This is a genomic window from Enterobacter sp. CPE_E890 (assembly GCF_046521475.1).
Taxonomy (GTDB): domain Bacteria; phylum Pseudomonadota; class Gammaproteobacteria; order Enterobacterales; family Enterobacteriaceae; genus Enterobacter; species Enterobacter adelaidei.
This window is the reverse complement of sequence record NZ_JBKFZW010000001.1, coordinates 708,749-721,291: the sequence shown is the minus strand read 5'-3', so window position 1 is coordinate 721,291 and position 12,543 is coordinate 708,749. Positions and strand designations below refer to the sequence as shown.

Here is a 12,543-nt window from a genome sequence, read left to right as displayed (position 1 = left end):
GTCTTCTCAGCTCCTGATTATTTAGCGGTCTTACGGTATTGCTCGATAAGTTCGATGAAGTGATCGAACAGCGGTGCGGCATCGTGCGGGCCCGGGCTGGCTTCAGGGTGACCCTGGAAGCTGAACGCTGGCTTGTCGGTACGGTGGATACCCTGCAGGGTGCCATCGAACAGTGATTTATGCGTCACGCGCAGGTTAGCCGGCATTGAGGCTTCATCGACAGCAAAACCGTGGTTCTGCGCGGTGATCATCACCGTGTTGTTGTCGATATCTTTCACCGGGTGGTTACCACCGTGGTGACCGAATTTCATCTTAACGGTGTTCGCACCGCTCGCCAGCGCCAGCAGCTGATGGCCGAGACAGATGCCGAAGACCGGGATATCGGTTTCCAGGAAAGATTTAATGGCGTTGATAGCGTAATCGCACGGAGCCGGGTCACCCGGACCGTTAGAGAGGAAGATACCGTCCGGGTTCATCTTCAGGACTTCTTCCGCAGAGGTTTGTGCAGGCACAACGGTCAGACGGCAACCGCGGTCAACCAGCATGCGCAGGATATTGCGCTTGGCACCGAAATCGTAGGCCACCACGTGGAATGGCAGCTCGCTCTCTTTTTTCGCTTCTGGCAGGTCGCCTTCCAGCGTCCAGCTGCCCTGCGTCCAGTTGTAGGCTTCAGCGGTAGTCACCTCTTTCGCCAGGTCCATGCCGTTCAGGCCCGGGAAGGCTTTCGCTTTTTCCAGCGCCAGGGCCGCATCCAGGTTATCACCTGCAATGATGCAGCCGTTTTGTGCACCTTTCTCGCGCAGCAGACGCGTTAACTTACGGGTATCAATATCGGCAATCGCCACAATGTTATGGCGCTTCAGGTAAGAAGAGAGGTCTTCGGTGTTGCGGAAGTTGCTGGCAATCAGCGGCAGGTCGCGAATGACCAGACCTTGCGCATGTACCTGAGAGGATTCTTCATCAGCCGCATTGGTGCCGACATTGCCAATATGAGGATAAGTAAGAGTAACGATTTGGCGAGAATAGGAAGGATCAGTGAGGATTTCTTGATAACCGGTCATTGAAGTATTGAAAACGACTTCCCCAACCGCCGAACCTGTTGCCCCTATGGCCCGACCGATAAACTGGGTTCCGTCTTCCAGAACCAATAGCGCTGACTTAATCAAAACACCCTCCAGAGAATATTCACTCACTTTATTTGCATATTAATTCATAACCATGTCATGAATCAATGCAAATGTGTTGCCAGCGGATTTTTGGCAAACGGCGGCATTCTGGAGATTTGGTGGGTAAAAGTCAACTTAAAACGGATATTTTGTTTGTTCTTTTGCAAGCCTGGCGTACCGAATGCCGCTTAACCGACAAAAAGATCAGGTAAATCACCACGGAAAACGCTTGCGCGACAAGTTTAATGAGAAATCTGGCAAGAGAGCAATAAAAAGTAGACCAGATGGTCAAAATTTACATTTCAGCAACGAAAAAATAGGATGATAAGCTTACTTTTGAAAGCAAAATCGCAAATAAAGCTCGAAATAAGAAAAATAAAAGGGCAATAAATTATTGCCCTATGCAATCAAGTAATTACGACTGCAATAACCACATCACGATGGGTAATAAACCTTACAAATTGTTAAGATCCAGCACATCTCGCATATCAAAAAGACCATTTCCTTTGTCTTTTAACCACAAAGCAGAACGTACGGCACCGTTTGCAAATGTCATACGGCTGGAGGCTTTATGCGTAATTTCAACACGCTCGCCAATATCGGCGAACATCGCGGTATGTTCGCCGACGATGTCACCCGCTCGCACGGTTGCGAAGCCAATGGTACCCGGCACGCGTTCGCCGGTGTAACCTTCGCGGGTATAGACCGCGCAGTCTTTTAAATCTTTATCAAGTGCATGAGCAATCGCTTCGCCCATTGCCAGCGCCGTACCTGATGGCGCATCAACTTTGTAACGGTGGTGCGCTTCAACAATCTCAATGTCGGTATAGTTACCCATCACCTTCGCCGCTTTCTCCAGCAGCTTGAGCATGACGTTTACGCCCACACTAAAGTTCGCAGCAAAGACAATCGCAATTTCTTTTGATGCATCCTGAATAGCCTGCTTACCTGCGTCGTCAAAACCGGTAGTACCGATGACCATTCCCTTGCCGTGCTGGCGGCAAAACGCCAGATGCGTCAGCGTTCCTTCCGGGCGGGTAAAGTCGATGAATACATCGAAGTCATCTTTAACCGCGTCAAGGCTACTCTGAACGGTAACGCCCGTCTTTCCTGCACCCGCCAGCTCACCTGCGTCGGCACCAAGAAGTGAGGAACCTTCACGCTCCAGGGCCGCACCCAGCGCCACGCCATCCATCTGTAGTGCCGCCTGAATCAGTTGGCGGCCCATACGTCCACCCGCGCCCGCAATCGCGACACGGATCTGTGCATCATGCATAGTTATTCTCTTACGTTAAAATGATGTAAACCGTTTTCAGATTAACCAGCCTTCACGGAGGCTGCCAACTGAAAACACCAATAATTAGAATTTAACGTGAAACCGACTTAAATATCAGTAAAAGACATGATTTTGTCGTCACGATAAAGTAACGGGTAAAAAAAAGGCCGGCACAGGAGGTGCTGGCCTTTCATAAGAAAAAGGACTATTCCACTTCGCGGGCGTCGATACGCAGTTCTTTCGGGACTTCGAAGACGATATTCTCTTCGCGTCCTTCCAGTGGAACTGCTTCGCCACCGCCCAACTCCTGCAGACGGACAATCACGTTCTGCACCAGAATATCCGGCGCGGAAGCGCCTGCGGTAACGCCGACGCAGGCCGCATTTTTCACCCACGCTTCCTGAATGTCCGTTGCATCGTCAATCAGGAATGCCGCTTTCCCCATACGCTGCGCAAGCTCGGCCAGGCGGTTGGAGTTAGAGGAGTTCTTCGAGCCAACAACCAGCACCACATCCGCCTGTTCAGCCAGTGCACGCACAGCTTCCTGACGATTAGTGGTCGCGTAGCAGATGTCATCTTTACGCGGCCCGACGATTTTCGGGAAACGCTGACGCAGGGCATCAATCACGTCAGAGGTATCGTCCACGGAGAGCGTCGTCTGGGTCATAAACGACAGACGGGCTTCGTTTTTCACATTCAGCGTCAGGACATCTTCCGGTGACTCAACCAGATACATGCCCCCTTCCGGGTTGCTGTACTGGCCCATGGTGCCTTCAACTTCCGGATGACCCGCGTGGCCAATCAGAATCGACTCTTCACCACGACGGCTGGCACGCGCCACTTCCATATGCACCTTTGTCACTAAAGGACAGGTGGCATCAAACACCGTCAAATCGCGGCTTTTCGCTTCGTTACGCACTGCCTGAGAAACGCCATGCGCGGAGAAAATCAGGATCGCACCATCCGGCACTTCGCTAATCTGCTCGATAAAGATGGCACCGCGCTCGCGCAGGCTGTCGACCACATAGCGGTTATGCACTACTTCGTGACGCACATAAATCGGCGCGCCGTAGATCTCCAGCGCGTTTTCAACAATGCTGATAGCGCGGTCTACACCGGCGCAGAAGCCGCGCGGGTTAGCCAACAGGATCTGCATTTCAGGCCTCCAGTACTGGGTCAATCTCCAGCACTTCAATATCAAAATGGACGGTGCGCCCGGCAAGTGGATGGTTGAAGTCAACGGTGATGGAGTCGCCGTTGATTTCGCGGATCACGCCAGGCATTTCGCTGCCATCCATAGCGGTAAAGAGCATAATCGCCCCGATTTCCGGCTCGCCCGCATCCATAAACTCGCGGCGCGAGAAATACTGGATCAGATCCGGGCTTGGCACGCCAAACGCGGCATCCGGCTCCAGTGAAAACGCCTTTTTCTCACCCTCTTTCAGACCAAGAAGCTGTTGTTCAAGACCTTCAGACAGCGAGGTATCGCCAAGACGAAACAGGGCTGGTTTGCCGTTATTGCGGGTGGATTCAGCGGTAGAGCCATCATCCAGTTTCAGCGTGAAGTGAACGAGAACCGCGCTGTTGCTCTGTACGGATTTAGACATGCAAATTGCTCGCTTGTTTTGCCCGGTGGCACTACACCACCGGGCGAGTGTGTTACGCCTGCTCTTTCGCGGCCGAGTTAGGCAAGAAGCCTTCCAGCACGATTAACGCCGCACCGATGCAAATTGCGCTATCGGCGAGGTTAAAGGTCGCGAAGTGCCAGTCGCCGACGTAGAAGTCGATCATATCGACCACAAAGCCGTGCCACAGGCGGTCAAACAGGTTGCCCAGTGCGCCGCCAATGATCAGTGCGTAGGCAATGTTATTCAGCTTTTGCGTTGCCTTCGAACGGTACATCAGCACCGCCAGCACCACGCAGATACCGATCGCGATACCTGCAAAGAACCAGCGCTGCCAGCCACCGCTGTCAGCAAGGAAACTAAACGCCGCACCGTAGTTGCGTGCATAGTGCAGGTTAAGCGACGGGAACAGTGAAACCGTCTCCCCCAGAGCAAAATTCTGGAGGATCAGGAACTTGCTGCCCAGATCAATAATCAGCACCACCACAACCAGCCACAGCCAGCGCAGTCCTGTTGAACAGAGAGTTTTACTCATCAGGCAAACTTACGTTTTTCGCCGTCTCCGGCGACGTTGCTTACACAGCGTCCGCAGATATCTGCGTGTTCCGCCACCTTGCCGACATCAGTGGTGTAATGCCAGCAGCGCGGGCATTTCTCACCTTCGGCTTTGCTCAGCGCGACTTTCAGTCCTTTGAGCAGCTCGCTCTGCTGAGCATCAGCAGAAGCGTCGGCATAATCTGCAACTTTCGCACCGGAGGTCAACAGGACAAATCGCAATTCATCGCCCAGCGCCGTCAGTTTTGCCGCCAGCTCAGGTTCTGCGTACAGAGTCACTGTCGCTTCCAGAGAGCCACCGACTTTCTTATCCGCACGTGCCTGCTCGATAACCTTGTTCACTTCGCCACGCACTTTCAGCAGCTCGTCCCAGAAAGCGTCATTCATCGCTTCGGTGCTGGAGAGATCGAACAGACCTTCGTACCACTCGCCCGTGAAGACATACTTCTCACGGTTGCCTGGCAGGTAGCCCCAGATTTCATCCGCGGTGAAGGACATGATCGGCGCCATCCAGCGCACCAGCGCTTCTGCGATGTGGAACAGCGCGGTCTGGCAGCTACGACGCGCCACGCTGTCCGCCTTCGCGGTGTACTGGCGGTCTTTGATGATGTCGAGGTAGAACGAGCCCATCTCGATGGAGCAGAAGCGCATCAGGCGCTGCACCACTTCGTGGAAGTCGTAAGACTCATAGGCTTTCAGGATATCTTCCTGTGCCGCTTTCGCACAGCCTACCGCCCAGCGATCCAGAACCACCATCTCTTCCGGTTTCACCATGTCTTTCACTGGATCAAAACCGTTCAGGTTCGCCAGCAGGAAGCGCGCGGTGTTACGGATACGACGATAGCTGTCGGCAGCACGTTTCAGGATCTCATCAGACACCGCCATTTCGCCGGTGTAGTCGGTCGAAGCCACCCACAGACGCAGGATATCCGCGCCCAGTTTGTTCATCACGTCCTGCGGAGAAACGGTGTTACCGATAGACTTGGACATCTTACGGCCCTGACCATCCACGGTGAAACCGTGGGTCAGTACCTGGCGGTAAGGGGCTTTGCCTTTCATAGCGGTAGAGATCATCAGAGATGACATGAACCAGCCACGGTGTTGGTCAGAACCTTCCAGATACATGTCGGCAGCGTGACCGGCAAATTCCGGGCGTACGTCAACGACTGAGGAGTGGGTAGACCCGGAGTCGAACCACACGTCCAGAGTATCTGGTACTTTTTCGTAGCTATCAGCGTCTGCGCTCAGGATGTCGCGGGAATCGAGATCCCACCACGCCTGAATGCCGTCAACTTCGACGCGCTTCGCCACTTCTTCCATCAGTTCCAGGGTGTTCGGGTGCAGTTCCTGCGTCTCTTTATGCACGAACAGAGACATTGGCACGCCCCAGGTACGCTGACGGGAGATACACCAGTCAGGACGGTTCGCCACCATGGATTCGATACGCGCCTGGCCCCAGTCAGGGATCCACTGCACGCCTTTGATCTCTTTCAGAGACTGCTCGCGCAGGCCTTTCTGGTCCATGCTGACGAACCACTGCGGGGTCGCACGGAAGATGATCGGCGACTTGTGACGCCAGCAACACGGATAGCTGTGCTGCATTTTCTCAACGTGCAGCAGTGCGCCGCTGGTGCGCAGCATATCGACGATGATGTCGTTCGCCTTAAAGACGTTGATACCGTCCAGCGCCGGGTAGGTGCCAGGCAGGTATGAGCCGTCCGGACCAACCGGGTTGGCGATTTCCAGGCCGTATTTCAGGCTGATGTTGTAGTCGTCAGGACCGTGACCACCGGCGGTATGCACCGCACCGGTACCCGCGTCCAGCGTGACGTGGTCGCCCAGGATCGCCGGAACATCGAAGTCCAGGAACGGGTGTTTGAAGCGCATCAGCTCCAGCGCGTCGCCTTTCACGGTACCCAGCACGGTATAGTTGGCGATATTCGCGCGTTTCAGCACGCTTTCAACCAGGTCTTTCGCCAGGATAACCGCCTGACCGTCAATCTGCACCAGTGCGTATTCGAACTCACCTGACAGGGAGATCGCGCGGTTGGCAGGCAGCGTCCACGGCGTGGTGGTCCAGATAACCAGAGAGACCGGACCGTTAACGGACGACACGCCAAATTTAGCTTTCACCGCATCCTGATCTACCGCGTGGAACGCCACGTCGATAGACGGAGAGGTTTTGTCGTAATACTCAACTTCCGCTTCTGCCAGCGCAGAACGGCAGTCCACGCACCAGTGCACCGGCTTCGCGCCTTTGTGCAGGTGGCCGTTACCGATGATTTTGCCCAGCGCACGGATGATGTTGGCTTCAGTTTTGAAGTCCATGGTCAGGTATGGGTGTGACCAGTCGCCCAGCACGCCCAGACGGATAAAGTCAGCACGCTGACCGTCAACCTGAGTGGCTGCATATTCGCGGCATTTCGCGCGGAACTCTGCGGCGGTGAACTTCTCACCTGGCTTACCAAACTCTTGCTCAACTTTCAGCTCGATTGGCAGACCGTGGCAGTCCCAGCCCGGAACGTAAGGCGAGTCATATCCCGCGAGTCCTTTGGACTTCACGATAATGTCTTTCAGAATCTTGTTTACAGAGTGACCAATATGAATGCTGCCATTCGCATATGGAGGGCCATCATGCAGAATGAAGGTTTTTTTGCCTTTTTTGGCTGCACGAATGATGCCGTACAGGTCATCATCAGTCCAACGCGCCAGCATTCCCGGTTCACGCTTGGCGAGATCGCCGCGCATCGGGAACCCTGTTTCCGGCAAATTCAGGGTTGATTTATAGTCACTCATCAGATTCTCGGTTCCGTATTTATCACGTAGGCATTTAAGCCGGGTTCAAAGCCCAAAAAACTCGCGGGCCGTCAATTCATCTCGCGCAATCTGCGCTTTTAGTTCATCCAGCGAAGCAAATCGCTGCTCGTTGCGTATTTTTTTACGCAGTATCACATCTATATGGCGACCATAAAGGTCCATTACAACATCCAGCAGGTGCACTTCTAACTGTTGACGCACACCCGCGACAGTTGGACGCGTGCCAATGTTAGCGACGCCGTAAAACGGCTTATCGCCCAGTCCAGCCACTTCCACCGCATAGACCCCTTTAACCGGGGAAACCTGACGACGCAGCGGTATATTCGCCGTCGGGAAACCAATAGTGCGGCCGAGCGCATCGCCATGAACGACGCGACCTGAGATGGTGAACGGATGTCCCAGCAGGGTTTCTGCCGTATCCAGTTCATCATCTGCCAGTGCCTGGCGTACCGCCGTGCTGCTGACGCGAATGCCACCTTCACAGAAGGTCATCGCGCTCGTGACGTCAAAACCGTACTCCAGACCAGCCTTCTGTAATAGCAAGAAATCGCCCTGACGACCAGCGCCAAAGCGGAAATCATCCCCCACAGCAAGAAACTGCACGCCAAGACGCTCAACCAGCAGGTCACTGACGAAACTTTGTGCTGTCAGTGCGGCAAAGCGACGATCGAAACGTACACACAATACGTAGTCCACACCGGACTCTGCCAGGTAGCGCAACTTCTCGCGCAGGCGAGTGAGACGGGCGGGAGATTTATCGCCCGCAAACAGCTCCAGCGGCTGCGGTTCGAAAATCATCACTACGACAGGTAGGCCACGGGCCTCCCCTTCTTTACGCAATCCCTGCAACAGCGCCTGATGACCACGATGCACGCCGTCGAAATTACCAATGGTCAGCACGCACCCGTGCGGTGCTCTGCTGAGATTATGTATGCCGCGTATCAGCTTCATGTCTGGCTCAAAACAGTGAAAATCGCCAAAGTATACCTTGTACGGCGGTTAAGGTTAACCGGCGATTGTTCGCGCAAAACAGAAAGCCGTAATGATTTCATCAGGCTGACCTTTCGCAGCGAAAAAATCTGCTCGTGAACTGCGATTTTTATGCCGAAAGGCTGTATTCAGGGAACACAAGCTGGTAGAATCCTGCGCCATCACTACGTAACGTAGCGTCGCTAATTAACGGCGCTTATTTGCACAAATCCATTGACAAAAGAAGGCAAAGAGGGCATATTCCTCGGCCTTTGAATTGTCCACATAGATCATATTTGGGAGTTGGACTTGGCTAATATCAAATCAGCTAAGAAACGTGCCGTTCAGTCTGAAAAGGCTCGTAAGCACAACGCAAGCCGTCGCTCTATGATGCGTACTTTCATCAAGAAAGTATACGCAGCAATCGAAGCAGGCGACAAAGCTGCAGCGCAGAACGCATTTAACGAAATGCAACCAATCGTGGATCGTCAGGCTGCTAAAGGTCTGATCCACAAAAACAAAGCAGCGCGTCATAAAGCAAACCTGACCGCGCAGATCAACAAACTGGCTTAATCGCTACTTGTTGTTGCTTGTTTAAAGAACCCGCTTAACGCGGGTTTTTTTATGCCTTCAGATTGCCGGTGATGTAAACAGCGCAGAGTAGTCGCGGTTACAGATTCGCTGTACCGCCGGGTGCTGAATCATCCTTTCGGCAAATATGGCGTGATACTCCTCCATCACGTTATCCACTCTGCCTATCTCCGTAATCTTGTCGTCCGAATAGAGATCGTGCGCGTACAGCGTCGGCGCAACGAAGATCGCATTGTGGGCTTCGCCAAAGGCTTTCATCAGAGCCGCATCATCGAACTCACCGAGGATTTCTACCTTTAGCCCCTGCGAGTTAAACCAGTTCAGCAGCTTGCGCCCGAGCATTGAGCGCCTTCCCGGCACCAGCAGGCGGCGCTCTTCAAGGCACGCGGGGAACGGTTTTTCCGGCGGCGGGTTAATGCACCAGAAGCTGACGCCGCATTCGCCAATTTTCACTGAGAACAGCCCTTCCTGCTGGGTAGAGTCGATTGGGCAATCCGAGATAATCATGTCCAGCTTATGCTGGCTTAACTGCTCCAGCAGCATCTCGTGAGTAGATTCAAAGCAGCGCAGGTGGATTTGCTCATCTTCAACCACAGCCGCATCCAGCACGCCGCTCACCAGCCGTTTTGACAGCGCATCGGCCACACCGACATCAAAGAGCAGGTTAGACTCTTTGCGGTAGTTAACGATATCCAGCATCTCCTGGCTCAGGGTAAACATTTTGTCTGCGTAACGGAACACCAGCTCACCCAGTTCGCTGGGCTCAATCCCACGGCCCTTACGCTTGAACAGCTTGCCCTGCAGTCGTTCTTCCAGCGCCTTGATTTGCCCGGTGATGGTTTGTGGTGTCAGGTAGAGCGCCTCTGCGGCCCCCACGACCGAGCCCTGTTTGTAGACGTGCCAGAAGTAGTAAAGATGGTTGTAATTCAAATGAGACATTGCGTTTTCGCTCCCTGATAGTGTGTCGGGAGAAGGCTCCCCTCCTCCCGGTTTTCCGTTATGCCTGGACGGCCTGTCCGGACAACTTCACCTTCAACAAGGTATAACCGATCACTGCGGCCAGCAATGACCCGATAAGAATGCCCAGTTTAGCCCAGACGATAAGCTCCGGCGCATGCGTACCAAATGCCAGCGTCGAGATAAAAATCGACATCGTAAACCCGATTCCGCACAGCACACCTACGGCCATTATCTGCTTAAACGTGGTGCCGTGTGGCAATGATGCCATCTTCAGCTTTAGCGCCAGCCAGCAGAAGAGGCTAATCCCCAGCGGCTTACCGATAAACAGCCCGGCAATAATGCCCAGAGGCAGCACGGACGTCAGCCCGTCAAGCGTCACACCGCCCAGGGAAACGCCCGCGTTGGCAAATGCGAACAGTGGCAGGATCATAAAGGCTACCCACGGGTGCAGCACATGTTCCAGCTGTTTGGCAGGCGACTTGCCGTCCTGCGGCTTAAGCGGCACGAAGAAACCGACGATCACACCTGCCAGCGTGGCATGCACGCCCGATTTCAGCACTGCCGTCCACAGCACCATCCCCACGAGGATGTAGATGCCGATGCGACGCACATTGAAAATGTTCAGCAGTGCCAGCACTGCAATCGCCCCAGCCGCCACGCTCAGCGACAGGATCGACAGCTCGCTGGTATAGAACAGCGCGATAATCACAATAGCGCCCAAATCATCAATAATTGCCAGCGCCATCAGGAATATCTTCAGTGCCACCGGCACACGACTTCCCAGCAAGGCCAGCACCCCGAGCGCAAACGCGATATCCGTTGCCGCCGGGATCGCCCAGCCATGACGCGCAAGGGGGTCCTGCCAGGTAAATGCCAGGAAGAGCAACGCCGGAACCACCATCCCACCGATGGCGGCAATCACCGGAAACGCTGCACGCTGGCGGCTGGCAAGTGAACCCAGCACCAGCTCGCGTTTAACTTCAAGCCCCACCAGGAGGAAGAACACAGCCATCAGTGCATCGTTGATCCACAGCAACATGTTCTTGTTAATTTCCAGCGCCCCGACCTTCAGCTCGACGGGCGTTTCCAGAAATGCGTGGTATAGATCGCGGGTAACCCCCAGGTTAGCCAGCACCATCGCAGCCGCAGCGGCAATAATCAGGATCACGCCACCGGACGCTTCACTGCTAAAGAAACGGTGTAGTAATTTCACTTTAATTCTCTCTTTTACAACAATACCTCGATAAAACCATAATACCAAGCCATATAGCTCGGCAAAAACAGATTAATATTGAGTATAGATTCAGTTTTACCGAACTATCATTACAAAAAGAAAAAGCCCGGAATTGCTTCCAGGCTTTTGCAGATTAAGGCCAGCTAACGAATTAGCGGGTCAAATCATCGAAGAATTTTTTGACGCCATCGAAGAAACTTTTGGAACGCGGGCTGTTCTTCTCACCCGTCGGGCCGCCAAAGCTCTCCTGAAGCTCTTTCAGCAGCTGCTTCTGCTTGTCGTTCAGGCCAACCGGCGTTTCCACGACGACGCGGCACAGCAGGTCGCCCTGAGCACCACCACGAACGGATTTAACGCCTTTCCCGCGCATGCGGAACAGCTTACCGGTCTGGGTTTCACCTGGGATCTTCAGATTGACGCGACCATCCAGCGTCGGGACTTCGATTTCACCACCGAGTGCCGCCATCGCGAAGTTGATCGGCACTTCGCAATACAGGTTGTTACCTTCACGCTCGAAGATGGCGTGCTGTTTAACCTGCACCTGAACATACAGATCGCCTGCCGGTGCGCCGTGTTCCCCAGCTTCACCTTCACCCGCCAGACGAATGCGGTCGCCCGTATCGACGCCAGCCGGAATTTTAACGGACAGGGTCTTGGTTTTCTCAACGCGACCGTGGCCGTGACATTTGGTGCACGGATCTTTAATCAGCGTACCGCGACCGTGACAGTGAGGACAGGCCTGCTGTACCGCGAAGAAGCCCTGACGCATCTGTACCTGGCCTGAACCGTGACAGGTTGGACAGGTCTGCGGTTGGGTCCCCGCTTTTGCGCCACTTCCGTGGCAAACGTCACACTCTTCCAGCGTCGGGATACGGATCTCTTTGGTGACACCGCGAACGGCCTCTTCCAGCGTCAGTTCCATGTTGTAGCGCAGGTCCGCGCCGCGCGTTGCGCGCTGACGACCACGGCCACCGCCGAAGATGTCGCCGAATACATCACCAAAGATATCGCTGAAGTCAGCACCGCCGCCAAAGCCGCCGCCACCGAATCCACCGCCGCCCATGCCGCCCTGTTCAAAGGCTGCGTGACCATACTGGTCATAGGCTGCACGTTTTTGTGCATCGGTCAGGACTTCGTAGGCTTCTTTGATCTCTTTAAATTTGGCTTCAGCCTCTTTGTCACCCTGGTTACGGTCCGGGTGGAATTTCATGGCCAGGCGCTTATATGCCTTTTTGATTTCACGCTCTTCCGCAGTTTTCGGAACGCCTAAAATCTCGTAATAGTCTTGCTTTGCCATTGTTTTTTTTAAGCCCCTTAACATGCGAGCACGGGCGTGGAGAGTTCTCCTAC

Annotated in this window: 11 protein-coding genes and 1 pseudogene; 1 reads left to right on the top strand and 11 read right to left on the bottom strand. The window is 54.1% G+C overall.

Annotation, left to right across the window (positions count from 1 at the left end):
- Positions 1–17 precede the first annotated feature (17 nt).
- The 8 genes and pseudogenes from carA to ACLHV9_RS03490 form a co-directional block, all read right to left on the bottom strand.
- A complete protein-coding gene (gene carA, locus ACLHV9_RS03525; RefSeq protein WP_028016644.1) occupies positions 18–1,166 on the bottom strand; it encodes a glutamine-hydrolyzing carbamoyl-phosphate synthase small subunit in 1,149 nt (382 codons plus the stop codon).
- 454 nt (positions 1,167–1,620) lie between these two features.
- Positions 1,621–2,442, bottom strand: coding sequence for a 4-hydroxy-tetrahydrodipicolinate reductase (gene dapB / locus ACLHV9_RS03520; protein WP_108089546.1), 822 nt, complete (start codon positions 2,440–2,442; stop codon positions 1,621–1,623).
- A gap of 205 nt (positions 2,443–2,647) precedes the next feature.
- Entirely contained in the window at positions 2,648–3,598 is a 951-nt protein-coding gene (gene ispH, locus ACLHV9_RS03515) for a 4-hydroxy-3-methylbut-2-enyl diphosphate reductase (protein ID WP_014882496.1), read from the bottom strand.
- A 1-nt stretch (position 3,599) separates the two neighbouring features.
- Positions 3,600–4,049: an FKBP-type peptidyl-prolyl cis-trans isomerase gene (gene fkpB / locus ACLHV9_RS03510; protein WP_013095528.1), complete on the bottom strand. Its 450-nt coding sequence runs from the start codon at positions 4,047–4,049 to the stop codon at positions 3,600–3,602.
- A gap of 52 nt (positions 4,050–4,101) precedes the next feature.
- Positions 4,102–4,602 carry a signal peptidase II gene (lspA, locus tag ACLHV9_RS03505; RefSeq protein ID WP_028016633.1) on the bottom strand — a complete coding sequence of 167 codons (501 nt, stop codon included), beginning with the start codon at positions 4,600–4,602 and terminating at the stop codon, positions 4,102–4,104.
- Positions 4,602–7,418 carry an isoleucine--tRNA ligase gene (gene ileS / locus ACLHV9_RS03500; RefSeq protein WP_108089545.1) on the bottom strand — a complete coding sequence of 939 codons (2,817 nt, stop codon included), beginning with the start codon at positions 7,416–7,418 and terminating at the stop codon, positions 4,602–4,604. Before ileS ends, lspA begins: the two co-directional genes overlap by 1 nt.
- Before the next feature lie 45 nt (positions 7,419–7,463).
- A complete protein-coding gene (gene ribF, locus ACLHV9_RS03495; RefSeq protein ID WP_028016631.1) occupies positions 7,464–8,390 on the bottom strand; it encodes a bifunctional riboflavin kinase/FAD synthetase in 927 nt (308 codons plus the stop codon).
- Between the two features lie 7 nt (positions 8,391–8,397).
- A pseudogene (locus tag ACLHV9_RS03490) lies at positions 8,398–8,616 on the bottom strand (DUF2575 domain-containing protein).
- Between the two features lie 101 nt (positions 8,617–8,717).
- Here ACLHV9_RS03490 and rpsT point away from each other — a divergent pair.
- Positions 8,718–8,981, top strand: a complete 264-nt coding sequence (gene rpsT, locus ACLHV9_RS03485; protein ID WP_003856458.1) for a 30S ribosomal protein S20 — start codon at positions 8,718–8,720, stop codon at positions 8,979–8,981.
- 57 nt (positions 8,982–9,038) lie between these two features.
- Here rpsT and nhaR read toward each other — a convergent pair whose 3' ends face one another.
- The 3 genes from nhaR to dnaJ all read right to left on the bottom strand — a co-directional run bounded on the left by nhaR (position 9,039) and on the right by dnaJ (position 12,490).
- Positions 9,039–9,938, bottom strand: coding sequence for a transcriptional activator NhaR (gene nhaR / locus ACLHV9_RS03480; protein ID WP_028016630.1), 900 nt, complete (start codon positions 9,936–9,938; stop codon positions 9,039–9,041).
- 58 nt (positions 9,939–9,996) lie between these two features.
- Entirely contained in the window at positions 9,997–11,172 is a 1,176-nt protein-coding gene (gene nhaA / locus ACLHV9_RS03475) for a Na+/H+ antiporter NhaA (protein WP_028016629.1), read from the bottom strand.
- 172 nt (positions 11,173–11,344) lie between these two features.
- Positions 11,345–12,490, bottom strand: a complete 1,146-nt coding sequence (gene dnaJ / locus ACLHV9_RS03470) for a molecular chaperone DnaJ (RefSeq protein WP_028016628.1) — start codon at positions 12,488–12,490, stop codon at positions 11,345–11,347.
- Positions 12,491–12,543 lie beyond the last annotated feature (53 nt).

Coding starts and splice junctions, on each gene's coding strand:
- fkpB (WP_013095528.1), bottom strand. CDS start 4,049: ATGTCTAAATCCGTACAGAGCAACAGCGCGGTTCTCGTTCACTTCACG.
- dapB (WP_108089546.1), bottom strand. CDS start 2,442: ATGCATGATGCACAGATCCGTGTCGCGATTGCGGGCGCGGGTGGACGT.
- ispH (WP_014882496.1), bottom strand. CDS start 3,598: ATGCAGATCCTGTTGGCTAACCCGCGCGGCTTCTGCGCCGGTGTAGAC.
- nhaR (WP_028016630.1), bottom strand. CDS start 9,938: ATGTCTCATTTGAATTACAACCATCTTTACTACTTCTGGCACGTCTAC.
- dnaJ (WP_028016628.1), bottom strand. CDS start 12,490: ATGGCAAAGCAAGACTATTACGAGATTTTAGGCGTTCCGAAAACTGCG.
- lspA (WP_028016633.1), bottom strand. CDS start 4,602: ATGAGTAAAACTCTCTGTTCAACAGGACTGCGCTGGCTGTGGCTGGTT.
- ileS (WP_108089545.1), bottom strand. CDS start 7,418: ATGAGTGACTATAAATCAACCCTGAATTTGCCGGAAACAGGGTTCCCG.
- ribF (WP_028016631.1), bottom strand. CDS start 8,390: ATGAAGCTGATACGCGGCATACATAATCTCAGCAGAGCACCGCACGGG.